This window comes from Pseudonocardia sp. T1-2H (assembly GCF_038039215.1).
GTDB lineage: Bacteria > Actinomycetota > Actinomycetes > Mycobacteriales > Pseudonocardiaceae > Pseudonocardia.
The window spans coordinates 2,534,170-2,555,210 of sequence record NZ_JBBPCL010000001.1 but is presented as its reverse complement, the minus strand read 5'-3'; the positions used below and the strand labels follow the sequence as shown (position 1 = coordinate 2,555,210).

The following is a 21,041-nucleotide window of genomic DNA, read 5'->3' as shown; positions in this document are numbered from 1 at the left end:
GTCATCCTCGCGTTGCGGGAGGTGACGGCGGTCGCAGCGTCACCAGTTGCGGTTGTGGTCGCTCGCCTGCGGTCTCGAGGGACGGTTCGTCTCCACCGCGGCGGGCGCGGATCATCCCGCGCGCCGTCGCCGGAGCGTCGCTGAGCCGCCGACCGATGGACCCGGCGATCCGCGCGGCCTGAGTCTTGGCGAGCTCGGCCTTCTTCCCCTGGTATCGCTCGTCCACCGTCCGGGTCCACAGGCTCAACCTTCGCTCGAAGTGCGCGGGCGTCAGGCGCACCTGCTCGTTGAGGCGCGAGTGGGGCCTCAACGCGTTGCGGTGGTAGAGGCCCACTCGGAGCAAGACGGTCTCCCAGAAGTCGCACATGACAGGTAGGTGCGCGGACAGGCCGACCTTGGCGATGTCGGTGAAGATCGGCCCGAGCAGGTCCTCGGCGAACGCCCGCCGGTAGAACGCGATCACTAGCTGGGCGATGTCTTCGCGGTCGGCGATGTCCCGGAGATCGGTCTGGCCGGTCACCCTGCGACCCCGACGACCAGCAGCACCCCGAGGACCGGCAACGACACCACTTTCACGGTCTCGAGCCCGATGTAGATCAGATGAAGCGGTGACCGGGGCGGGGTGCCTCCTGCGATCACCTCTCGGGTACGGCGGTCGAGCCGCGGACGGACCACTCCGACCTGAGAGAGGAGCAGCACCCAGATGGCGGCCAGCAGCGCTACCGCGCCGATGTCGGGAGGCGCGGCGAGCATTGTCCCCGTGATCGTGACGGCGAGGACCAGTTCGACCAGGTTGAGGGCGCGGAAGACGAGTGCGCCGATGCCTAGGCCGAGCGGGAGGGTGACGCCCGGTGCGCGGAACTTCAGGGGCGTCTCCAGGAAGGAGATGCCCGCCACCGCACCGCACCACAGGAACGGGACAGCCACCTGGACCACCTCGACCCACGTCATCGCTGCTCCTGTCTCTGAAGCGCCTCGTCATCTCGTGGCGGGGTGGCTGGTCCGGCGCGAGCAGGCCCGCGCGGAGCCGGCGTGAGCGTCGCTGTGCACAGCTGGGGTTCGACGAAGGGGTGCAGCTCGTCTGCAGAGGCGGGGACGTCCAGTTCGTCGAGGGCACCGCGTAGCAGGCCCAGGTGCAGCGAACAGACCACCTCGGGATGTGCTGCGGCTACGGCCCGGAATGAGCATACATGCAGTCGCAACTGTGTGGCCGAACCGTCCTCGACGACGTCGGGTTCGAACCCGAGCTCGGCGAACAACGCGATGACCGGGGGCAGCCGCGTCCCGAGGTCGGCCTCCGCGGCGTGGCCGGAGGTATCGGCGGTGCGAGCCGGAGGGGCGTGGCCGATCATCGCTGTGGCGGACGCATAGCCGGCCCGCTCGGCGCGCCGCGAACCGTCGTCGTCACTATCCCAGTGGGAGGCCAGCATGACCGCGAGCCATGCGTACCCGGGATCAGGGCTGGTGGTGGCCCGCGACGGCGCGGTAGAGCAGGCGAGGACGGCCCCGCCGGCCCGACATCCGAGGTTCACGCGCCACGAGCCCGGCGTCGGCGAGAACATCGAGGTGGAACCGGGTGGTGTTCACGTGCAGGCCGCACATCTCGGCAAGCTCGCGGGCGTCGAGAGGCTGCGCGACGGCGCGCAGCGTGTCCAGCCGGAGAACCTCCGCGACCCCGACAGCGTCGATCAACGCCGCGCCGCCGTTGGCCTCGACACGATGGCCAAGCACCTGGAGCTGATGCGCGAGCCACCACCGGAACACCCGTAGGCCGGGCCGATTCGGCGAGGATGGCGTCCTCATGGGCATTCCGATCACGGCGAGCGCTCGCCTCGAGACCCGCCCGAGCGGTGATCTTCGCGGTGCTCAGCGCATGGCGCGCCGGGGTCAGCAGGGCCAGCGCCATTTCCGCCAGGTTCGACAATCCCGCATCCGGCCCGGCTCCGGAGGGTTCGGGCCCCTACCTGCAACGCCACGCAGCAACATCATTAGCCGGACGCTTCAAGGATGACGACTGCCCGCCTTCACTCGGCTTGGGGAGCCCTGGCGGTCAAGCTGTCCCCTTGCCCGGTGAGCAGCGGTCCGGCTCGCACGCCGACTGCCTCGATGGTGTGCCGTTCGATCATTGAGCCGAGCAGCTCGGCGACGCCCGAGGTCACCGCGGGTGCCAGGCCTCGTAGTGCTGCGGCCGTGCGGGTCACGGCCTCGTCGTCGGGCAGGCCGGAGGCCGTCGGCGCGCCGGCATCGACCACGTGAACGAGTATCGCGTCAAGAAGATCTTTGGCGAGCCCGTCGATCAGGGTGGTCGCGCGGCGGGCAAGCGTGAACACCTCGGCCCGCGGCACGCCGGCTCGGACGAGGTCGGCTGCGGCGGACAGGACCTGAGGGCTCGGAGTAGTCAGGGCTGTGCCTTGCCGAACGAGGAGACCCGTTTCCACGAGCTGGTCGGCGAGCTCGTCGAGGGAGAAGGCCTCGCCGAAGAGACGCCCGAGCTCGACGATCGTGACGTCCTGAGCGAGGCGCGGCGGCCAGAGCGCACTCACGGCGGACTCGAGCCCGAGGACCGAAGCGAGGTCGCGACCGCTCTCCCATTCCCCCAGTAGCTCGGCGATGTTCGCGACGGTGTAGCCACGTTCGAGCAGCCGGCCGACGATGCGGAGCCGGCCGCGGTGGGATTCGTCGTACAGTGCGACCCGGCCGTCGCGGTGCGGCGGGTGGAGTAGGCCGCGTTCCTGATAGGCGCGCACGTTACGCACTGTCATCCCGGCCAGGCGGGCCAGTTCGTCGACCCTGTATCGCGGCATCAGGCCATTTTGGCGGAGCATGAGGACCCTCGATCGGGTGACCGATGACCGCAAACGTTCCCATTTTTCAGTGGCACAGTTGTTGATGATATGAACGCGCTGCGGAGTACGGGGAGGCACCACGCGCCGACGTATGGGGCGAGCGGTGGCCGGACGCGGTGGCGGCGCTTCGTCGCGATCTTCGTCGTGTCGCTGCTGGCGGCCGGGGTGATGGTGGGAGCGGCGGCGACGGGCCTGCTGCCGGTGGCGTTGGCCACCGACGGTCGACAGCACGTGAAGATCACCGCCGCGCAACTCACCGCTGTGGCAACAGGAGTGTTTCCGCAGTTCGTTCAGGATGCGGACGGGACACGCCGTCCAGTGGTCGTGGTGGGGCTGGACGACGTGAGGGTGCGGGGACTGTGCGCCTCAGGCGCAGTGTCGACGCCGATCGGGACCTGGGTGTTGCGGTTGGAGACGCCCGCGGATGGGAAGGAGATCCGGGCCGGTGACGTGCAGTTCGCAATCGAGAGCCTCGACGGCCTCGGGGCCGCAGGTCAGAAGCTTCTGGTGAACCGGCAGCAGACGACGCCGGACGGAATACCGGTGGACGTGGCGCCGCCGGGCAGTCTGCCGATCCTCGCGCAGGGACTGAACCTCGACCTGAGCGCGACCGTTCGGTGGGCGAGCGTCGCGGACCTGGCCCTGTCCGCGCTCGACCTGCGGGTGGGCGACGACGTGCCGGAGTGTTCCTGATGGCCGGTCTGGCTCGTGGCCTGGCGAGCCGCCCAGCCTGTGCGGTGTGCTGCCTCCTGGCGTCGGGTGCGCTGGTTCTGCTGCTGCCGTCGAGCAGGCTGACGGTACTTGCTGCACCGGGCGTCGCAGGGGTAACCGGACTGCTCGTCGGGACGCTCCTTCTGGCGACCGGAGTCGTGCTCGCCATCGCGCCGGGTCAGCACACGATGTGCGGAATGGCGGGAATCGTGCTGGCCCTTATCTCGTTCGTCACGCCGAGCTTGGGCGGCCTGGTGGTGGGGATGCTGCTCGGGCTGACCGGCGGCGCGTTCGCCCTGGCCTGGGAACCTGCAGAGGCCGGCGGACGCCGGAACGGGCAAGGCCGGACCGGCTCCTCGCGCTAGCCGACGGTCGGCATAGCTCAGCCACCATGAGTCGTCGGCGGCGTCCTCGGCTCCATCGCCCGGCCCGAGGCGCTGATCCTCGGCCGCTACGACACAAGTGGACGGCTCCGGATCGCCGGGCGCACCACCCCGCTCCCCCACCCCGCGCGTACCGAACTCGGCCGCCTCCTCACCACGCCGGCGCCGGGCACCCACCCCTGGCCGGCCACGATCCCCTCGAGCAGGTTCGGGCAGCGCCCCAGTGAACCCATCGGCTACGTCCAGGTCGCCCCGACCACGGTCGTCGAGCTCGACGTCGACACCTCGTTTCAGCAGGACCGGCGGCGCCACGCCACCCGCTACGTCCGACTGCGAGCTGACCTGAGGCCTGGCGACGTTCCCGTCCTCGACCCCACCGGCCTGAGAGGGGACAGGACCGGTGGCGACCCTGCCCGCCCTCGTCCGTGGCCTCGCCATCAGCGCCGCAGCGGAGGTGCGGGCCGAGCGGGAGACCGGGGTGGCCAACGACCAGTGGTGGAACACGCTCGACGGCGAGATGCGTGTCCTCGTGAGCTCCGGCCGCTTCCCCGACTGGCCGCGGTCCACCGGGAGGGGGCGCAGGACCTGGACGGCCTGCTGACTCACGCCTTGGCCCGCCACCTGGACGGCCTGGCGGCACGGCTGACTCGGAGCGCTGCACAGCCTTAGCACCGTCCGGTCGAGCGATAGGCCGCAGCTCGATCCTGATTTCGCCTGCCTCCGGCCCGGCTGCGCGAGGAGGAGTCTCAGCGTAGGCGGCGCGCGCGCAGCACCAGGTCCTCAGCGTGGTGTGCGCCGGCGCCGCCGTCGGGTGTGATGCGCGGCCGCTGCTCGTACAGCTGTACGTCCCAGTCGTCGTTGAGCAGCGCGGCGACCATCGAGGGCCAGACGTAATCGGCCGGGTCGAAGCCGCTGTCATGCACCTGCTGGGTGTCCATCCCCGCGTGGTGCACGAACAGCAGCATCCCTCCGGGCGCGACGGCCGCGAGCAGCGCGCGCTCGGCCGCGGCGTCGGGGGTGCGCAGCAGGGCCGGGTACTGCGCGGAGACGAGGTCGAAGGACGCCGGCGGGAGCGCCGCCTCCTCCAGCGCGGCGTGCACCCAGCGAACGGTGACACCGGCGTCCTGCACGCGCCCGGCCGCCCGCTCCAGCGCCACCTCCGAGACCTCGAGCGCGGTCACGTCCCAGCCTCCGTTCGCGAGCCAGACGGCGTCCGCGCCCTCGCCGCAGCCGACGTCGAGCGCCCGCCCGGGCGTGAGCCCGGCGACTTCGGCCACGAGCACACCGTTGGGCTGGCCGCTCCACAGCTGCTCCCGTTCGGCGTACCGTCTGTCCCAGTTGGCCTGCAGGGCGGGGACTCCGATATAGGCGTCGGCATGCGGGGGAGCGTCGGAAGCGGGCGATCCCGCCGTGATGTTGTCGGTCACCGGCCCACCGTCGCCCATCGTGTTCCGGAATCGCCACTCCTGTTGCCGGTTCGGCAAGCAACTCGTCCAGGGCGGTGTGCGCGTGCAGCTGCTCGGTGACCTGGTCGGTCAAGGCTCCTCCGTCGGCTCGCGGATGGGAGGCGGCGGCGTCCCGCCACGGTGCGAAACCGCCGCCCACCCTTCGTCCCAGCCTTGTTTCGCCTATCGAGTTTCGATAGATTCCCATCGTAAATCGATGGAAGGATGGGCCATGGGAAAGCTGACCGTGCGTGCGCTGCGCGCCGTGCTCGTGGTGATGCTCGCCGGCACCGTGTTCGTACAGGCAGGGATGGTGTGGGCGTTGGCCACCGACCCGGAGGACGGGTCGCTCCCGCTGACCCCGCTGCGCGTGATCACGATCCTGGGCATGGCGTCGGTCCAGGTCGCCCTGGTCTGCGTATGGCGGCTGGTGACGATGGTGCGACGCGGAACCGTGTTCTCCCACGCCGCCTTCCGGTACGTGGACGTCGTGATCGGCGCGATCGTGGCGGCCGCCCTCGTGTGGTTCGCGGTCACGGTGCTCAATGCGCCGGGCCAGCGGGACGACCCGGGCGTCACCGTCATCATGGGCGGGGTTGGCGTGGCCATCCTGGGGGTCGCGCTCATCGTGCTCGTGCTGCGGATGCTGCTCGCCCAGGCCGTCGCGCGCGACGTCGAAGCGGCGCAGATGCGGGCCGAGCTGGACGAGGTGATCTGATGCCGATCGCCGTCGACATCGACGTGATGCTGGCCAGGCGGAAGATGTCGGTGGGCGAGCTCGCGGACCGCGTAGGGATCACGCCCGCCAACCTGGCGGTACTCAAGAACGGCCGCGCCAAGGCGGTGCGCTTCGCGACGCTCGCCGCGCTCTGCGAGGTGCTCGAGTGCCAGCCGGGCGACCTGCTGCGCTGGGAGGCCGAGGACGCCGCGTGTCCCAGGGCGGGCGTGAAGACGCCTGGCTCCACCGGCCCGTGACACGGCACGTGGACCGCATGGACGTGGATCGCCGATCACCCGCAGCACCGTCCCGACCCCGTTGGGTAGATCTAGGTTAGCCTGCACCGCATCGTCCTGGTCGCCGATCGCGACCTGCGAACGTGCCGCGCCGGACCCGGCCATCCCGTGACGGGTCACCCGCGCTCGGTAGTTGCCGGATTGGTGGTCAGCGCGCGCGGAGGGCTTCGATCTCGTGCTCGGCGGCGCCGAGTTGGCGGTGCAGCTCGGCGAGCTGGTGGGCGTGCTCGGTGGCGCGGCGCTCGGCCGCGGCCAAGAGGTCGGCGCGGAGCCGATCGACAATCTCGGCGTGCTCGGCTGCGGCCCGCTGTTGGGCGGTGCTGGTGTCGCGGCGGATCCGGTCGAGTTCGGCCGCTCCGCGCAGCGGTTCGATCCTCGATGTCAGACGAGGACCGTTCCGCCGTCGACGGTCAGAACCGTGCCGGTGGTGAAGGTCTGCGTCATGCAGTACAGGTAGGCCTGCGCGGCGTCGCCGACCTCACCGATGCGCCCCGCCGGGATGGCCGCGGCGACGTCCCGGTACATCTGCTCGCGGTGGGCCTCGCTCATCCCCGCCCACAGGGGCGAGCGGAGCACGCCCGGGCTCACGGCGTTCACCCGGATCGGGGCGAGCTCGACCGCCAGCGCCTTGGTCAGCGCCTCCACCGCGCCGCAGATGCTCGCCGGAACGGCCCAGCCCGCGCCCGGACGGTCCTTGGCCGTGCCGGTGGTCAACGTGATCGAGCCACCGGTGCGCACCAGCGGCGCTGCCGCGGACACCGCGGCCAGGGCACTGAAGAGGCGCAGACCGAAGAACTGCCGTGCCTGCTCCACGTCGAGCTCCGCCATCGGCATCAGGGCCAGGGACTCGCCCGCGGTGTAGACGAGATGATCGAGCTCGCCGATCTCCTCGAGCACGCCGCGGACGGTGGAGGGGTCGCTGAGGTCCGCGACACGGCCCGTGGCCCCATCGGGGAGCGCGGACAACGCCTTGTCGACGCTGGAGCGGCGGCTGGAGACGACGACGACCTCGGCCCCGGCGGACGCGGCGCCGGCCGCGACCGCGAGTCCGACGCCCGACGTGCCGCCCAGAACGACGACGCGCTGCCCGTGCAGATCCATGAGAAACCTCCTGGTGAAGTGCTGGTCGAACCTCCTCCACGATGTGCCCATGGATGGGGCGAGGTCCAAGACTCCTTCCCGCGCCTGCAATACCCTTGGGGCATCCGGCCTCGGCCGCGTACAGGAGGCGCGAGCATGGATGTGGACCTGCGCAAGCTGCGCTACTTCGTCGCGGTCGCCGAGCACCTGCATTTCGGCCGCGCCGCGGCAGCGCTGCACATCGCCCAGCCCGTGCTCTCCCGCCAGATCCGTGCCCTGGAACACGAGCTGAAGACCCAGCTGTTCGACCGCACCAAACGCGCCACCGCGCTCACCCGCGCCGGCGAGCAACTCCTCACCGACGCCCGCCCCCTGCTCGCCGGCGCCGACGCCCTGCAACGACGGGTCCAACGCGCCGCACTCGCCGCCGACCGCTTCACCGTCGGGTTCATGCCCGGGCTCATCGTCACCCCCGCCACCCGTGTCCTGGCCGCCCGCCACCGCGACCTCACCGTCGACGTGCTGCGCACCAGCTGGGACGACCAGACCGAGGTCGTGCACGACGGCCGTGTGGACGTCAGCTACGTACGCCTGCCCATCGACCAGCACGGCCTGCAGATCCGCCCGCTGCTCACCGAACCCCGGGTGGCCGCGGTACCCCTCGACCACTTGCTGGCGGCCAAGGACGGCATCAGCATCAGTGATCTGGCCCACGAGCACCTGTTGCAGAACCCCGACGCCGTGCCCGAATGGCGCGACATCGCGGTGGAGCTGCGTACCGGCCGAGGAGAACCGCCGCCGCCGATCCGCACGGTGGAGGAGAAACTCGAGCACGTTGCGGCCGGCCGCGGGCTGGTGGTACTCCCTCTCTCCACCGCCACCTTCTACACCCGCCCCGACGTCGCCTGGGTTCCCATCGACGACATCGGGCCCAACCACGTGTGCCTCGCCTGGGACAACACCCGCACCGATCCCCTCATCCACGAGTTCACCGAGATCGCCACCACCCAGGCGCAGCGGCCCTACACCCCCGCCTGAGCGGCCGCCCGCCTGGAAGGAGATCGGCAGATGAACCAACCGGCCGCGGAACCACCTCGCACTCCGGGTCCGCCGGATGGTGCACCTCAGGAGGGCGCCGACACCGTCGGCGGGCCCGACCGGCGCGACGGTGATGTGGTGCCGTTCGGTACCGCGCTGCGCGCGTGGTTCGGGATCTCGCTGCAGACCTTCGGCGGTCCGGCCGGGCAGATCGCGGTCATGCAACGCGCCCTGGTCGACGACCGGCGCTGGATCAGCCAGCGCCGGTTCCTGCACGCGTTGAACTACTGCATGCTGCTCCCCGGGCCGGAGGCGCAGCAGCTCGCCGTCTACGTGGGCTGGCTGCTCAACGGGCTTCGCGGGGGCATCGCGGCGGGGGTGTTGTTCGTGCTCCCCGGGATGGTCGCGCTGCTCGCACTCTCGGCGATCTACGTCGGGTTCGGGGACACCACCGCGATCAACGCCTTGTTCGTCGGGCTCGGCGCCGCCGTCGTCGCGATCGTCGTGCAGGCCGTCGTCCGGGTCGGGCGCCGGGCGCTCACCCATCGCGTGCTCGTCGGGATCGCCGTCGCCGCGTTCGTGGCGCTCGCCGTGTTCGCCGTCCCGTTCCCGGTCGTCATCGCGGCGGCCGCGATCCTGGGATGGCTCGCCGGGCGTCGTATCCCGGCCCTGACCCACACCGGCGGGCACGCCGTGGGCCCGGCCGACGGCGCGGCGCCGTTGATCGCCGATGACAGCCTGCACAGCGAGGCGCCGTCCCTGATCCGCACGGGGAAGATCCTCGCGGTGGGTCTGGTGCTGTGGGCGGCCCCGGTCGCCGTGGTCGCGGTGCTCACCGGTGCGGGGAGCGTGTACACGTCGCAGGGGCTGTTCTTCTCCGGCACGGCGCTGGTCACCTTCGGTGGTGCGTACGCGGTGCTGGCGTTCGTCGCCCAGCATGCCGTACAGACCTACGGCTGGCTCTCGGCGGGGGACATGGTCCGCGGCCTGGCGCTGGCCGAGACCACCCCCGGCCCGCTGATCATGGTCGTGCAGTTCGTGGCGTTCCTCGGCGCCTACGCCAACCCCGGCCCGCTGACCCCGTGGGCCGCCGGGGTGGTCGCGTCGCTGCTGGTCACCTGGGTGACGTTCGTGCCCAGCTTCCTGTTCATCTTCCTCGGCGCCCCCTACATCGAACGGCTGCGCCACAACACCGCGCTCGCCGGCGCCCTGACCGGCATCACCGCCGCCGTCGTCGGAGTGATCGCCAACCTCGCGCTCTACTTCGCCCTCAACACGCTCTTCGCCCGCACCCATCTCCTCGACGCCGGCCCGCTGGCCATCCACCTCCCCGACCTGTCCACCCTGCGACCCGTCGCGCTGGCCATCACCGTCGTCGCCGCCCTGCTGCTGTTCGCCGTGCGCTGGCCGGTGCTGCGCACCCTCGGGGTGTGCGCACTCCTCGGGCTGGTGGCCGGCCTCGTCGGCCTGCCGGTGAGGTAGCAGTGGGGGTCGGTGGCGGCTGCGGTCAGTCGTGGCCAGGCGGGGACCCGTGGTGGGGGATGTCGTGCACGAGGTGCTCGGCGAAGGCGTAGGCCTCCTCGACCAGCCGGTCCAGATGGTCGCTGGCGATGCGGTAGACGATCCGGCGCCCGTCGCGGTGGGTCTGCACCAGCCCCACCATGCGGAGCCGTCCCAGATGCTGCGACACCGAGGAACGCGACGCATCGACCTGCGCGGTGAGGGTGTTCACGTCCTGCTCGCCCTCGGCGAGCAGACGCAGCAGATGCAGTCGGGTCGGGTTCGCGAGGTGTCCCAGCACGTCCGCGGCCACGGCGAGCTGATCGCCACCACTCGGCTGTCGCACTACCCTCGCAACGGCCATTCCATTGTGCGCGCGCATGCTTGCATAATGCCTCTGAGCAGCGCACCCTGGCAACCGTGAGCGACACGCATGCCGGCAGCCCGGGCCACGAACACGGACACGGACACGGACACGGACATGGACACGGGCACGGGCACGAAGAACGGGGTGGGGTTGTCGGCGGGCTGATGTCGGTATTCCGCCCGCACAGCCACGACGCGGCGGACTCGGTGGACCCGGTGTTGGAGGCCAGCGTCGAGGGCGTCCGCGCGGTGAAGATCAGCCTGGTCGCGCTGCTGGTCACCGCGCTGGCCCAGGCCGTGGTGGTGGTCGTGACCGGGTCGGTGGCGTTGCTCGCCGACACGATCCACAACTTCTCCGACGCGCTGACCGCGGTGCCGTTGTGGATCGCGTTCGTACTCGGCCGGCGGCCGGCGTCGCGGCGCTACACCTACGGCTACGGTCGTGCCGAGGACCTGGCCGGGGTGTTCATCGTGGCCATGATCGCCCTGTCCGCGGTCGTGGCCGGGTACGAGTCGGTCCGCCGGCTGCTGGAGCCGCAGCCGATCAGCAACCTCGGCGTACTGATCGCCGCCGGGCTGATCGGGTTCGCCGGGAACGAGCTGGTCGCGGTCTACCGGATCCGCGTCGGGCGGCGGATCGGATCGGCCGCGCTGGTGGCCGACGGGCTGCACGCCCGCACCGACGGATTCACCTCACTCGCCGTGGTCGTCGGGGCCCTCGGGGTGCTCGCCGGGTTCCCGCTGGCCGACCCGATCATCGGACTGGTGATCACGGTGGCGATCCTGGTCGTGCTCAGGGGTGCGGCCACCGACATCTACCGCCGCCTGATGGACGCGGTCGACCCGGAACTCGTGAACACCGCGGAGGCCGGCCTGCGGGCGGTGCCCGGCGTGGCCGACGTCGAGGAGCTGCGGCTGCGCTGGATCGGGCACCGGGTGCGGGCCGAGACCGGCATCGTCGTCGACCCCGCCCTGGGCATCGTGGAGGCCCACGACATCGCCACCGCGGCCAAGCACAGCCTCCTGCACGGCGTGCCTCGTCTGGTGGACGCCACCGTGCACGTCAGCCCGCGCGACACCAGCGGCCATGACCACCACGCCGCCCTGGCCCACCACCCCACCGCACTGGACCCGGGCGCGATCTCCAGATAGACACAGCCCTCTCAGGATGCCCGCGGTGCTGCGCCCGCCCAGCCGTGTGATCACCGTTCAGCATCCGCGCTCGATGCCGGCCGTCATGTCATCGAGCAGCACCGCACCAGGACGCAGCCACCGCTTCCGGGTGAACGTCGGGTACATCCACCCGCCTCTCCGGAAACGCCTCCACCTCACAACGATGTAACCGTTGCAGCGTCCGGCCGGGCAGCTACGGAGCGGGTTCTGCCTCCAGGAGTGTGGGGTGGCCGTCCGCTCCGGCGGGCAGCGGGTAGAAGCTGTGGTGCGTGGTGTCGTCGACGGCGACCACGTGAGCTCCGTCGGCCAGGTGATCGGAGCCGACCACGCTCAGCCGGCGCTCGCGCTCGTCCAGGACGGTGACCCAGCCGCTCTCCGCGGCCACGTAGAGCTGGTGGGCGTTCTGGTCGTAGGCCAGGACGTCGGGTTCCTGGCCGACCGGGTTGGTGCCCGCGGTCTGCCAGGTGCTGAGGTCGACGGTGAGCAGCGTGGCGTTGGCGTCGCAGGCGACGAAGCCGAGCCGGTCGCCCGGGTCCAGGGTCAGTCCGTGGCTGTGCTCGCAGCCGGGCAACGAGACCCGTGCGGTGACGGTGAGCGTTGCCGGGTCGATGGCCGCGAGTTCGTCGTGGCCCTGTACCGCCACGAGCATCTGATCACCGATCGGGTCGTAGGCGACGTTGCCGACCTCCCCACCGAGCGCGACCGTACCGCGCGGTGCCCCGGTGACGGTGTCGATCACGGTCTCGGATCCGCCGGTCTCATTCGTCGTCCAGATCGCGCCGCGGCGCGGGTCGTAGGCCAGGCCGTCGGGGTACTCGCCGGTCGGGCTGAGGGTGAGTACCTCGCCGGTGTTCTCGTCGATTCCGACCACGAGGTTGCTGCCGGTGGCGGTGGCGTAGACCCGATGCAGCGCGGGAACGACGAGCACGCCGTGGACCTGAGGCAGATTTCGGATCGTGCGCACGACCCGGTGGGCACGGATGTCGACCTCGAGGACTTCGCCGGCACCGAGGTGGGCGATGAACAGCAGCCCCCCGTCGGCATCGAGGCTGGCGTAGTCGAACCGCGAATTGTCCCCCGGCAACGCCAGCTCACCGGTGGTCCGCAACGGCAGCGCCGAAGGGGTGGGTTGGCGGGAACTCGGGATGACCACGACGAACCCCACCGCCACCACGACCGCGACAAGAACCCCCACCGCCGCGATCGGCCACCCAGAACGCCAGGGCCGGCGCCGTGCGACGCGTGTGGATCGGGCCGTCGTCATCGATTACTCCCGTCCTCCGGCCGGCGCCCGTCGTCGACGCCAACGGGGCAGCGGCCACTGATGGGCTCATCATCACCGTGGTCGAGCGCGAGCCCCCGAGCCTCCCCGGCGCTGTAGGCCTTCGACAGGCCCTCCGCCCGCGCCGCGGCTATCCCCGGGGCGCTCGTCCTGTACCGCCGCGGCTATGCGCATCGTGCGTCGTCCGGGTCCCGGTCGGCGCGGTCCCGCACCATGCAGGACCGAGCACCCGGGACACATACAACTACTAAATTAGTAGTAGCTAGGAGGGCGGGTCTCGACGGAGACCGGTGGTGGCCACCGCGATGAGTCCGATGAGCGCCGCGAGTCCGCCCAGTCCGCTGGCCAGGCCGAAGGCGGCACCGAGGGCGCCGACGAGGATCGGTCCGCCGGCGTCGCCGAGTTCGCGGCCGATCTCGGCCGAGCCCATGGTCTGCCCGAGTCGTTCCGGTGGGCCGGCCGCGGCGAGCGCGGTGAACGCCAGCGGGGTGATCAGGCCGGTGCCGAGCCCGATCACGGCGGCGGCGATCAGCAGGCCGGGCAGCCCGGCCACGGCGAGAGGTGTGGCCACACCGACCGCGGTCAGGGCCAGCCCCGCGCTGATGCCCGCCCTGATCGCCAGTCGGCCGCTGTCGTGAGCGCGCCCTGCCCAGGGCTGCCCGAGCGCGGCAACCGCCGCCAACACCGACACCGCCGCACCGGCGGCGAGCGGGCCGAGTCCGGCCCGGGCAGCCAGCACGGGCAGGAACCCGACCCCGCTGGCCAGGGCCGCCGTGCTCGAGCCGAGCGCGAGCGTGGGCAGCACGAACTCCCGGCCGCTCAGGCGCCGCAGCAGGTCGAGCACCGTCTGCCGGGCCCGGGGCAGCGCGGGCAGCGCCGGGACCGCGACTAGCGCCCACCCGGTGACCGCCAGGGCCAGCCCGGTGAGCGTGAGGAACAGCAGCGGGTAGCCGCCGAGCACCACCAGGCCACCGCCGAGGACCGGGCCCAGGGTGTAGCCCAGGCCCTTCCACGCGCCGTAGCTGCCGAACGCCCGGCCGCGACGGCGGTCCGGCGCGATCCTGGCGATCATCGCCCCCGCCGCGGGAGAGAACGCCGCCGCGGCCGCGCCCTGCCCGAACCGCGCCAACCCCAGAAGAGCAGGGTCGCCGGCCACGACGAACGCAGCCGAGGCCACCGCGAACGCGATCAGCCCGCCCAGCAGCACCGGGCGCGGGCCGACCCGGTCGGCCAACGACCCGAACACTGGCTTCAGCAACACCTCGGCGCCGTCGTAGAGCGCCAACAGCACCCCCAGCGCGAGCAGGTGATCCGCCAGGTCACCCGGCCCCGACGCCAGGTTCGCGGCGATGCTGTGCGCCCCGAACGCCGTGACGAACCCCGCGGCGAACAGCGGGCGGATCGCCGCCAGCTCCCGACCCGCCGGCACCGGCGACCTCGAAGGCACTCCGCCCCCGTACGGCTCGCCCACCGGCCCCGGCCTTCTCGGCTTCTCGTCGGCCACAGCCTTATCGTCCCTCCGCCCAGCCACGTGTACTACGATCACCGTAGTAGAGGACGTCGACGCTGGCGGGGGCAGATGGTACGGGCGGGCAGGCGTCAACGAGGCGGTCTCGAGCACGAGACCCTCGCCGTCCTCGCCCTCAACGGTGCGGCCATGACCCCCGCCGAGGTCCGCGACGCCCTGGACCAGGACCTGGCCTACACCACCGTCATGACCGTGCTGTCGCGGCTGCACGCCAAACAGCGAGTGACCCGTCACCGCGTCGGCCGCGGATTCGCCTATGTCGCGATCGTCGACGACGCCGAGGTCACCGCCCGGCAGATGCAGCGGCTCCTCGACGCCCGTGACGACCGTGCCGCGGTCCTCTCCCGGTTCGTCGGCGCGCTCTCCGATGACGACGAGCGCCTGCTGACCGAGCTGCTCGCCCACACCGACCCGCCCGGGCCGAGGACGGAAAACCGATGACGCTCGCCGCGGTGCTCGCGATCGCCGTCTGCCTGCTCTTCGCCGCTGTGGGTCCGGCCCCGGGGCGCCGGCTCCCGCCCGCCGCGGTCAACGCACGACCCTGCTCGCGCTGATCCTCACCTGCGCATTGAGCGCTGTGGCGGTGCAGCACCTCGGCGAACGTCTCATCGAGCGGGCCGGCGCGGCCCACCACTCGGCCCCGGCAGCCGTTGCAGGCGCCGAACCGGCGTCGCAGCCCTGAGCACACAAGCGAGCGCAGCAGTCACCGGGCTGGCCTTGACCGGCGGCTACCCGGTTGCGGTCTCCACGGGCAGGTCGGCGAGGCGCCACTCGAGCATCCCCTCGGCCAGGCGGCGGGCGCGGCGGCCGTGGGCAGCGAGCAGCCGGACTGCCTCGTGGGAGAACACGCAGTAGGCACCGCGGCAGTAGGCGACCACCTCGAGGTCGGCGGGCAGCTCGGCGAGCCGGTCGGGCAGCTCGGCGAGCGGGATGGAGAGCGCGGCCGGGATGTGGCCCGTCGCGTACTCCTCGGCGGGTCGGACGTCGACCACCGTGACCGCACCGGCGTCGACCCGACGCAGCAGCTCCTCGCGGGTGACGGCCTCGACGTCGGCCGGGCCCAGGTACGCGTCCCGCGCGGCGGTGACGTCGGGCAGGTGCGCGGCCGCGAGCTCGCGGAGCCGGACGTAGATCTCGGCGACATCGGAGCCGGCGAGCCGGTAGTGGATCCGCACCCCGTCCCGGCGGGTGGCGACCAGCCCGGCGCGCTTGAGGGTCTGCAGGTGGGCCGACGCGGTCGTCGTGCCGAGCCCGCACGTCTGCGCGAGCGCCTCGACGGTGCGCTCCCCCTGGGCCAGCAGATCGAGCAGTTCCAGGCGTTTGCCGCTGCCCAGCGCCTTGCCCACCCGGGCCAGCTGGTCGAACAGGGCGGCCTTGCGGGCCGGATCGCCCATGGATTCCTCCAATGATCTGTGGAACATTGTAGGACGCCGTGTGAGGGCCGTCACCACGGATCTCGGGGAGGCGTCATGGGGATCGAGCCGGTAGCGGTGGTCGATGAGGGGCTGGGCAACTCCTGCTATCTGCTCGATCTCGGCGACGGGCGGGCGCTGGTGGTGGATCCGCCCCGGGACCTGCGCGCGGTCCGCGCGCGGGCCGGGCGTCTGGGGCTGCGGGCCACCTATGCCGCGGACACGCACCTGCACGCCGACTTCCTCTCCGGCGCGCGGCAGCTCGCCGTCGACGAGGGCGCGACCGTGCTCGCCTCCGCGGCCGGCCGCCGCGGCTTTCCGCACCGCGGGCTGGGCGACGGCGACGAGGTCGACCTGGGCGGGCTGCGGTTGCGCGCGCTGGGCACCCCGGGGCACACCGACGAGCACCTGTCGTTCCTGCTCGTCGACGGCGGCATCCCGCTCGGGGTGTTCACCGGCGGCTCGCTGATCGTCGGGTCGGCCGCGCGGACCGACCTGCTCGGCGAGGACCGGGCCGAGGAGCTGGCCCGAGCGCAGTACGCCTCGCTGCGGCGGCTGGCCGCGCTGCCCGAGGACACCGCGGTCTGGCCCACCCACGGGGCGGGGTCGTTCTGCTCCGCCCCGCCGGGGGCGGAGCGCACCAGCACGATCGGGCGGGAGAAGGCCACCAATCCGCTGTTGGGCATCGAGGACGAGGACCGGTTCGTCGGCGAGCTGCTCGGCTCGCTGGGCAGCTACCCGCCGTACTTCCTGCGGCTCGGGGAGATCAACCGCCACGGTCCGGCCGTCCTCGACGCCGGTCGCACCGGGGAGCTGGCGTCGTTGCCGGTGTCGGAGGTCGGGCGGCTGCGGGACCGTGGCGCGCTCGTGATCGATGCCCGGCCGGTCGCCGACTACGCCCGCGCGCACGTGCCCGGGGCGGTGTCGATCCCGTTGCGCGCCCAGTTCGCGACGTGGTTGGGCTGGCTCGTCCCCGCCGACAGCCCGCTGATCGTGGTGCGGAACCCCGACCAGGACGTCGAGGAGCTCGTCGGGCAGGCCGCCAAGATCGGCTACGACCGGTTCATCGGGGAACTGGCCGGCGGCATGGCCGCCTGGGCCGCAGTCGGGCAGCCGACGGCCAGCACCGAGCTGATCGCCCCCGACCAGATCGGGGACCGTCGTGTGCTCGACATCCGTCAGCGCCCGGAGTTCACCGGCGGGCACCTGCCCGGCGCCCGGCACATCGAGCTCGGCGCGCTCACCTCTGCCGCGGACCGGCCACCGGCCGCGCCGGCTGTGGTGATGTGCGGGCACGGCGAACGCGCCGCCGGCGCGGCCAGCCTGCTCGAACGCGCCGGGTACCGCGACCTCGCGGTGCTCGTCGGCGGGCCGGAGGACTGGGCGCAGGTCACCGGCCGCGATCTGGAGACCGGGTCATGACCACCCCCGCGGCCAACCCGGCCACCTGGGTGGCACGGTTGGGGCTGCGGGCGAACCTGGCCCAGTTCGTGCTGCTCGTCGCGGTCAACGCCCTGGTCGGCGGCATGCTCGGCCAAGAGCGCACCGTGCTGCCGCTGCTGGCCGAGCGGGAGTTCGGGCTCACCGCCTACACCAGCGCGCTGACCTTCATCCTCGCCTTCGGCGCCACCAAGGCCGCCACCAACTACGTTGCCGGCACCTTCTCCGACCGGTTCGGCCGCAAACCCGTCCTCATCGCCGGGTGGCTGATCGCGCTGCCGGTGCCGCTGCTGCTCATCTGGGCGCCCAGCTGGGGCTGGGTGATCGCGGCCAACGTGCTGCTCGGCCTCAACCAGGGCCTGACCTGGTCCACCACCGTCATCATGAAGATCGACCTCGTCGGGCCCGACCGGCGCGGGCTGGCCATGGGGCTCAACGAAGCCGCCGGCTACCTGGCCGTCGCGGCCACCGCGCTGGCCACCGGCTACCTCGCCGCCCGCTACGGGCTGCGTCCGGAACCGTTCTACCTCGGCATCGCCTACGCCGCCCTCGGCCTGGGCCTGTCCACCCTGGCGGTGCGCGAAACCCGCGAGCACGCCCGCCTCGAAGCGGCCTCGCACACCGCCCGCGCGGACGGGCGCCACGACCACCTGCACGCCCAGCTCACCGACCGGCAGGTATTCCTCCAGACCAGCTTCCGCGAACCGGCCCTGTCCGCGGCCAGCCAGGCCGGGATGGTCAACAACCTCAACGACGGCCTGGCCTGGGGCCTGTTCCCGGTGCTGTTCGCCGCCGCCGGCCTGTCGGTCGCGCAGATCGGGGTCCTCGCCGCGCTCTACCCCGCCGTGTGGGGTGCCGGGCAACTGATCACCGGGGCACTGTCGGACCGGACCGGCCGCAAACCCCTGATCGCCGGCGGAATGCTCCTGCAGGCCGCCGCCCTCGGCCTCGTCGCGTTCGGCGACTCGTTCGCGGTGTGGGCGGTGGCCGCGGTGCTGCTCGGCGCCGGCACCGCGATGGTCTATCCGACCCTGCTCGCCGCGATCGGCGACGTCGCCCACCCGGCGTGGCGGGCCCGCTCGGTCGGGGTCTACCGGCTCTGGCGCGACGGCGGGTTCGCCGCCGGCGCCCTGGCCGCGGGGCTGCTCGCCGACGCCTTCGGCATTCCGGTCGCGGTGTGGGTGATCGCGGCGCTCACCGCTGCCTCCGGGCTGATCGTGGCGGTGCGGATGTATGAGACCCACCCCCGCAGGACCAGGGAGATCGCGTGATCCGGTGCGGACGGCTACACCACCGTCGCGCAGGCCGACGTGCTCGCCCGCCGGCTCGAGCTGCGGTCGGTTGGCGGCTGCTCGATCTCGGGAGCGGGCACGGGACACCCGTCCACCCCGCTCCGCCGTGAGGCCAGCTCAGCCGGGCGGCCCCGGCTCAGGGCAGCCGGGCCGAGCCAGGGACATGCGGGCTGGGTGAACCTGTTGTCCGGGAACCGCAGCCGCCGACAGGTGGTGATCTCTCATCCCGCGCCGGTGATCGCGGCGGTCGGTGGCGGTATGGCAGCCACCGGTCAGCAGCGGCCACACGTGTGCAGCGCGGCCAGCGCGGTGTCACGGGCGGCCAGCTCGGTGCGGTGGTCCTCGACGAGGCCGCGGCGCTAGGAACTCGCCGACGCCGCCGCGGCCCAGGCCGGGGAGCTCCGCGATCAGGTCGCGTCCCTGAGCGCCACCTTGCGGCATCGCGGCGGATCCTGCCCCGCCCGCCCGCGGTCCTCGCGCACGGCCCCGGGCTCCGCGGTGACCGCAGCGGGCGGGGTGAGGTGGGTGGTGATGGCCTGGGCGATCGGGTCGGCGGCGTGCAGCTCGAGGAACCCGGCCAGCACCCGCAGCGCGTCCAGGGCCTCCCGCTCCCGGGCCGCCCACTCCCCCGCCGGATACCGGTCCTCGCCGGCGCGCAGCCCAGCCCGACACCGCGCCGCCTGCGCCCGGGCGGCCGCGACACAGGCCCGCCGGGCCGCGGTGGCCGCGCTGCAGTAGTAACCCTGCGATTCGGCGGGTACGGGACCTCTGGCCCTACACGGACTCCGCCTCGTTGGCTCGTATCAGGTATCGGGGCGAACAAGCTCAGATCGATTCTGGAGTGAACATGCCTGCCTTTGCTGAAAGCTGGCGAATTTCTCCGGCTCCATGGCGGAGCTGCCGAAGAAGGCCAAGGCAGCGTACGGTGCATGGTGCCCGGCTCGACTATCGAATCCGCTTCAACAAAGGAGGCCATTTATGAGCGGCATCGACCAGGAATTGGTTCTGGCACACTTCATCGTTTCAGACGATGTCGAGCGTTCTCGCCGCTTCTACACCGAAGTACTGGGCGGCAGGGTGGTTTTTTCCGGAGACGTGACCTACGTCGCACTGGCCAACAGCTGGATCATCATCAACGTCGGCGGCGGTCCGACCGACGATAAGCCATCGGTCACCCTGGAGACGCCGCGCAATCCCGACCGGGTCAGCAGCTTCCTCAATCTCCGGGTCAAAGACATCCAGGCCGTGTACGCCGAATGGAGCGCCAGGGGTGCTCAGTTCCTGACGCCGCCTAAACAGCACCAGTACGAGATCCGTTGCTATATCCGCGACCCCGACGGTCATCTGATCGAAGTGGGGCAGACGACCGACCCAGAGGGGGACTGGTCACCCGCTCACTGGCCATCGAGTCCGCCCGCCGGGGAACCCGAGTGAATGCCGAGATCACCGGCGAAATACTTTACATCGAGGGTGGAGCCCCAGACACGGAGCTCCCTACCAGACATTCCAGGAATGGCTACCAACGAGACGGTCATCCCCTGTGTTCTCACATCAGACCAGGCGGTGTGCTCGTAGATCGCTCATTACCTGACCCTACCGGCACGGTGTGCACGGGGAGGTTCCGGTCATGACGACTGCGATCATCGGCACTGGAGGGGTCGGATCGATCATCGCCCGCCAGCTCGCCTCAGACGGCGAGACCCTGCGGCTCTCGAGCGCCGACCATGAGTCGGCGCGAACGCTGGCTGAAGAGATAGGTCGAGCGGCGGTCGTCGCCGTCGAGAACCGCGACGCGTTACAGGGCGCCGATGCCGCCGTCTTCGCGCTGCGGCTTGTCGTACTGAAGGGCGTCATAGAAGAGAGCGCCGAGTCACTTGTCCGCACCGTGACACTCGGCCTCGGCTCCGGTTCTCAGGCGCCGTGGGGGCGGGCGATACCGATCCGAACACCGGCGTGGTCGATCGCCATACCGTCCGAATTCACCCGGCCGATACGGATCCGGGAATCGTTGAAGATCTCGTCCGCCGGCGTCGCAAATCCAATCCGCACACCTCCGAAGTCCCGGACCTCACGGTCCGCGACGGTTCCAACATCGTTCATTGCAATCTCCTTCGTCGATGGTCCTTCGATGGTCGGCATGCGCAACGCACCCTGCCTTCTTTACGAGACGGAGGTGAGCGGCCGCCAGGCTAGCCACTCCAGGGCCCGATCGGCCTCGTCGAGGTCGCGGCGACCGGGCGAACTGGAGCCCGACTCACGCCGGGCCCCAGCCGTGCCCGGCCGACCCCGCGGCCGGCCTGCGACCGAGGAGCGGACGAACAACAACCGCGCGACGCGTGCGGACAGCTACGCCGCGCGAGACCCCGTCCGGGTACCCCGCGGACGCGATGCGACACCTCGACGCGGGCGGCCGGGAGAGAGTCTCGGACACGTCGCTCGCTCGACCCAGAACGGCGGAAGATGCGGGCGGGGGCGGTGGCCCCTTCCGCGTACGGGACGGGCCCACCGTCAGACGCGGCTGAACTGAGCCG

Annotated in this window: 26 protein-coding genes and 1 pseudogene; 14 read left to right on the top strand and 13 right to left on the bottom strand. The window is 71.6% G+C overall.

Features of this window, described 5'->3' with window-relative positions; genetic code table 11:
- Position 1: 1 nt before the first annotated feature.
- From WBK50_RS12765 to WBK50_RS12745, 5 genes are all read right to left on the bottom strand, one after another.
- Entirely contained in the window at positions 2-520 is a 519-nt protein-coding gene (locus WBK50_RS12765; protein ID WP_341335811.1) for a group III truncated hemoglobin, read from the bottom strand.
- On the bottom strand, positions 517-951 hold the full coding sequence (locus WBK50_RS12760) for a hypothetical protein (protein WP_341335810.1): 435 nt from the start codon (positions 949-951) through the stop codon (positions 517-519). The genes WBK50_RS12765 and WBK50_RS12760 overlap by 4 nt, the downstream gene beginning before the upstream one ends.
- Positions 948-1,430, bottom strand: a complete 483-nt coding sequence (locus WBK50_RS12755; RefSeq protein ID WP_341335809.1) for a hypothetical protein — start codon at positions 1,428-1,430, stop codon at positions 948-950. The genes WBK50_RS12760 and WBK50_RS12755 overlap by 4 nt, the downstream gene beginning before the upstream one ends.
- 25 nt (positions 1,431-1,455) lie before the next feature.
- Positions 1,456-1,602 (bottom strand): hypothetical protein, encoded by a 147-nt coding sequence (locus tag WBK50_RS35095; RefSeq protein WP_445942353.1) that lies wholly within the window; start codon positions 1,600-1,602, stop codon positions 1,456-1,458.
- 422 nt (positions 1,603-2,024) lie between these two features.
- On the bottom strand, positions 2,025-2,804 hold the full coding sequence (locus WBK50_RS12745; RefSeq protein WP_341335807.1) for a MerR family transcriptional regulator: 780 nt from the start codon (positions 2,802-2,804) through the stop codon (positions 2,025-2,027).
- A gap of 186 nt (positions 2,805-2,990) precedes the next feature.
- Between WBK50_RS12745 and WBK50_RS12740 the strand changes: the two genes are divergently transcribed.
- From WBK50_RS12740 to WBK50_RS12730, 3 genes are all read left to right on the top strand, one after another.
- Positions 2,991-3,539: a DUF6230 family protein gene (locus WBK50_RS12740; RefSeq protein WP_341335806.1), complete on the top strand. Its 549-nt coding sequence runs from the start codon at positions 2,991-2,993 to the stop codon at positions 3,537-3,539.
- On the top strand, positions 3,539-3,922 hold the full coding sequence (locus WBK50_RS12735; protein ID WP_341339372.1) for a DUF6114 domain-containing protein: 384 nt from the start codon (positions 3,539-3,541) through the stop codon (positions 3,920-3,922). The genes WBK50_RS12740 and WBK50_RS12735 overlap by 1 nt, the downstream gene beginning before the upstream one ends.
- Before the next feature lie 418 nt (positions 3,923-4,340).
- The gene (locus WBK50_RS12730; RefSeq protein ID WP_341335805.1) at positions 4,341-4,541 is read left to right on the top strand and encodes a hypothetical protein; all 201 of its coding nucleotides are present in this window, start codon (positions 4,341-4,343) and stop codon (positions 4,539-4,541) included.
- A gap of 145 nt (positions 4,542-4,686) precedes the next feature.
- Here the strand turns inward: WBK50_RS12730 and WBK50_RS12725 are convergent, their stop codons facing one another.
- Positions 4,687-5,367 carry a class I SAM-dependent methyltransferase gene (locus WBK50_RS12725; protein ID WP_341335804.1) on the bottom strand — a complete coding sequence of 227 codons (681 nt, stop codon included), beginning with the start codon at positions 5,365-5,367 and terminating at the stop codon, positions 4,687-4,689.
- Positions 5,368-5,617: 250 nt separating this feature from the next.
- Here WBK50_RS12725 and WBK50_RS12720 point away from each other — a divergent pair, with 250 nt between their 5' ends.
- The 3 genes from WBK50_RS12720 (at position 5,618) to WBK50_RS12710 (ending at position 6,856) form a co-directional block, all read left to right on the top strand.
- Complete coding sequence (locus WBK50_RS12720; RefSeq protein WP_341335803.1) at positions 5,618-6,103, top strand: DUF2975 domain-containing protein; 486 nt, start codon at positions 5,618-5,620, stop codon at positions 6,101-6,103.
- Positions 6,103-6,360 carry a helix-turn-helix domain-containing protein gene (locus WBK50_RS12715; protein WP_341335802.1) on the top strand — a complete coding sequence of 86 codons (258 nt, stop codon included), beginning with the start codon at positions 6,103-6,105 and terminating at the stop codon, positions 6,358-6,360. The genes WBK50_RS12720 and WBK50_RS12715 overlap by 1 nt, the downstream gene beginning before the upstream one ends.
- A gap of 214 nt (positions 6,361-6,574) precedes the next feature.
- Positions 6,575-6,856: a hypothetical protein gene (locus tag WBK50_RS12710; protein ID WP_341335801.1), complete on the top strand. Its 282-nt coding sequence runs from the start codon at positions 6,575-6,577 to the stop codon at positions 6,854-6,856.
- On the opposite strand, the gene WBK50_RS12705 is transcribed toward WBK50_RS12710, so the two are convergent.
- Complete coding sequence (locus WBK50_RS12705; protein WP_341335800.1) at positions 6,781-7,500, bottom strand: SDR family oxidoreductase; 720 nt, start codon at positions 7,498-7,500, stop codon at positions 6,781-6,783. The genes WBK50_RS12710 and WBK50_RS12705 overlap by 76 nt on opposite strands.
- Positions 7,501-7,635: 135 nt before the next feature.
- Here WBK50_RS12705 and WBK50_RS12700 point away from each other — a divergent pair, with 135 nt between their 5' ends.
- Together WBK50_RS12700 and chrA are read left to right on the top strand one after the other, a co-directional pair.
- The gene (locus WBK50_RS12700) at positions 7,636-8,517 is read left to right on the top strand and encodes a LysR family transcriptional regulator (RefSeq protein WP_341335799.1); all 882 of its coding nucleotides are present in this window, start codon (positions 7,636-7,638) and stop codon (positions 8,515-8,517) included.
- A 138-nt stretch (positions 8,518-8,655) separates the two neighbouring features.
- Positions 8,656-9,999, top strand: a complete 1,344-nt coding sequence (chrA, locus tag WBK50_RS12695) for a chromate efflux transporter (protein ID WP_341335798.1) — start codon at positions 8,656-8,658, stop codon at positions 9,997-9,999.
- A gap of 25 nt (positions 10,000-10,024) precedes the next feature.
- On the opposite strand, the gene WBK50_RS12690 is transcribed toward chrA, so the two are convergent.
- A complete protein-coding gene (locus WBK50_RS12690) occupies positions 10,025-10,363 on the bottom strand; it encodes an ArsR/SmtB family transcription factor (protein WP_341335797.1) in 339 nt (112 codons plus the stop codon).
- Positions 10,364-10,548: 185 nt separating this feature from the next.
- Between WBK50_RS12690 and WBK50_RS12685 the strand changes: the two genes are divergently transcribed.
- Positions 10,549-11,535 (top strand): cation diffusion facilitator family transporter, encoded by a 987-nt coding sequence (locus WBK50_RS12685; RefSeq protein ID WP_341335796.1) that lies wholly within the window; start codon positions 10,549-10,551, stop codon positions 11,533-11,535.
- Between the two features lie 214 nt (positions 11,536-11,749).
- On the opposite strand, the gene WBK50_RS12680 is transcribed toward WBK50_RS12685, so the two are convergent.
- Positions 11,750-12,820 (bottom strand): YncE family protein, encoded by a 1,071-nt coding sequence (locus WBK50_RS12680; RefSeq protein WP_341335795.1) that lies wholly within the window; start codon positions 12,818-12,820, stop codon positions 11,750-11,752.
- 280 nt (positions 12,821-13,100) lie between these two features.
- Positions 13,101-14,267 carry an MFS transporter gene (locus WBK50_RS12675; protein WP_341335794.1) on the bottom strand — a complete coding sequence of 389 codons (1,167 nt, stop codon included), beginning with the start codon at positions 14,265-14,267 and terminating at the stop codon, positions 13,101-13,103.
- A gap of 150 nt (positions 14,268-14,417) precedes the next feature.
- Between WBK50_RS12675 and WBK50_RS12670 the strand changes: the two genes are divergently transcribed.
- The gene (locus WBK50_RS12670; protein ID WP_341335793.1) at positions 14,418-14,807 is read left to right on the top strand and encodes a BlaI/MecI/CopY family transcriptional regulator; all 390 of its coding nucleotides are present in this window, start codon (positions 14,418-14,420) and stop codon (positions 14,805-14,807) included.
- Between the two features lie 287 nt (positions 14,808-15,094).
- On the opposite strand, the gene WBK50_RS12665 is transcribed toward WBK50_RS12670, so the two are convergent.
- Entirely contained in the window at positions 15,095-15,760 is a 666-nt protein-coding gene (locus WBK50_RS12665) for an ArsR/SmtB family transcription factor (protein ID WP_341335792.1), read from the bottom strand.
- A gap of 75 nt (positions 15,761-15,835) precedes the next feature.
- On the opposite strand from WBK50_RS12665, the gene WBK50_RS12660 reads away from it, so the two are divergent.
- Positions 15,836-17,200: an MBL fold metallo-hydrolase gene (locus WBK50_RS12660; protein WP_341335791.1), complete on the top strand. Its 1,365-nt coding sequence runs from the start codon at positions 15,836-15,838 to the stop codon at positions 17,198-17,200.
- Positions 17,197-18,489, top strand: a complete 1,293-nt coding sequence (locus WBK50_RS12655) for an MFS transporter (RefSeq protein WP_341335790.1) — start codon at positions 17,197-17,199, stop codon at positions 18,487-18,489. The genes WBK50_RS12660 and WBK50_RS12655 overlap by 4 nt, the downstream gene beginning before the upstream one ends.
- A gap of 428 nt (positions 18,490-18,917) precedes the next feature.
- Here the strand turns inward: WBK50_RS12655 and WBK50_RS12650 are convergent, their stop codons facing one another.
- The gene (locus WBK50_RS12650) at positions 18,918-19,094 is read right to left on the bottom strand and encodes a hypothetical protein (RefSeq protein ID WP_341335789.1); all 177 of its coding nucleotides are present in this window, start codon (positions 19,092-19,094) and stop codon (positions 18,918-18,920) included.
- A 394-nt stretch (positions 19,095-19,488) separates the two neighbouring features.
- On the opposite strand from WBK50_RS12650, the gene WBK50_RS12645 reads away from it, so the two are divergent.
- Together WBK50_RS12645 and WBK50_RS35090 are read left to right on the top strand one after the other, a co-directional pair.
- Positions 19,489-19,944 carry a VOC family protein gene (locus WBK50_RS12645; protein WP_341335788.1) on the top strand — a complete coding sequence of 152 codons (456 nt, stop codon included), beginning with the start codon at positions 19,489-19,491 and terminating at the stop codon, positions 19,942-19,944.
- Positions 19,945-20,137: 193 nt separating this feature from the next.
- A pseudogene (locus WBK50_RS35090) lies at positions 20,138-20,368 on the top strand (NAD(P)-binding domain-containing protein); the annotation flags it as partial.
- 53 nt (positions 20,369-20,421) lie between these two features.
- Here the strand turns inward: WBK50_RS35090 and WBK50_RS12640 are convergent.
- Positions 20,422-20,649, bottom strand: coding sequence for a hypothetical protein (locus WBK50_RS12640; protein WP_341335787.1), 228 nt, complete (start codon positions 20,647-20,649; stop codon positions 20,422-20,424).
- Positions 20,650-21,041 lie beyond the last annotated feature (392 nt).

Bases quoted from the DNA above. Each gene is read 5' to 3' on its own strand.
- WBK50_RS12640 (WP_341335787.1), bottom strand. From the start codon at position 20,649: ATGCCGACCATCGAAGGACCATCGACGAAGGAGATTGCAATGAACGAT.
- WBK50_RS12670 (WP_341335793.1), top strand. From the start codon at position 14,418: ATGGTACGGGCGGGCAGGCGTCAACGAGGCGGTCTCGAGCACGAGACC.
- WBK50_RS12680 (WP_341335795.1), bottom strand. From the start codon at position 12,820: ATGACGACGGCCCGATCCACACGCGTCGCACGGCGCCGGCCCTGGCGT.
- WBK50_RS12745 (WP_341335807.1), bottom strand. From the start codon at position 2,804: ATGCCGCGATACAGGGTCGACGAACTGGCCCGCCTGGCCGGGATGACA.
- WBK50_RS12660 (WP_341335791.1), top strand. From the start codon at position 15,836: ATGGGGATCGAGCCGGTAGCGGTGGTCGATGAGGGGCTGGGCAACTCC.
- WBK50_RS12700 (WP_341335799.1), top strand. From the start codon at position 7,636: ATGGATGTGGACCTGCGCAAGCTGCGCTACTTCGTCGCGGTCGCCGAG.
- WBK50_RS12715 (WP_341335802.1), top strand. From the start codon at position 6,103: ATGCCGATCGCCGTCGACATCGACGTGATGCTGGCCAGGCGGAAGATG.
- WBK50_RS12755 (WP_341335809.1), bottom strand. From the start codon at position 1,430: ATGCTGGCCTCCCACTGGGATAGTGACGACGACGGTTCGCGGCGCGCC.
- WBK50_RS12645 (WP_341335788.1), top strand. From the start codon at position 19,489: ATGAGCGGCATCGACCAGGAATTGGTTCTGGCACACTTCATCGTTTCA.
- WBK50_RS12665 (WP_341335792.1), bottom strand. From the start codon at position 15,760: ATGGGCGATCCGGCCCGCAAGGCCGCCCTGTTCGACCAGCTGGCCCGG.
- WBK50_RS12760 (WP_341335810.1), bottom strand. From the start codon at position 951: ATGACGTGGGTCGAGGTGGTCCAGGTGGCTGTCCCGTTCCTGTGGTGC.
- WBK50_RS12655 (WP_341335790.1), top strand. From the start codon at position 17,197: ATGACCACCCCCGCGGCCAACCCGGCCACCTGGGTGGCACGGTTGGGG.
- WBK50_RS12705 (WP_341335800.1), bottom strand. From the start codon at position 7,500: ATGGATCTGCACGGGCAGCGCGTCGTCGTTCTGGGCGGCACGTCGGGC.
- WBK50_RS12735 (WP_341339372.1), top strand. From the start codon at position 3,539: ATGGCCGGTCTGGCTCGTGGCCTGGCGAGCCGCCCAGCCTGTGCGGTG.
- WBK50_RS35095 (WP_445942353.1), bottom strand. From the start codon at position 1,602: ATGTGCGGCCTGCACGTGAACACCACCCGGTTCCACCTCGATGTTCTC.
- WBK50_RS12685 (WP_341335796.1), top strand. From the start codon at position 10,549: ATGTCGGTATTCCGCCCGCACAGCCACGACGCGGCGGACTCGGTGGAC.
- WBK50_RS12720 (WP_341335803.1), top strand. From the start codon at position 5,618: ATGGGAAAGCTGACCGTGCGTGCGCTGCGCGCCGTGCTCGTGGTGATG.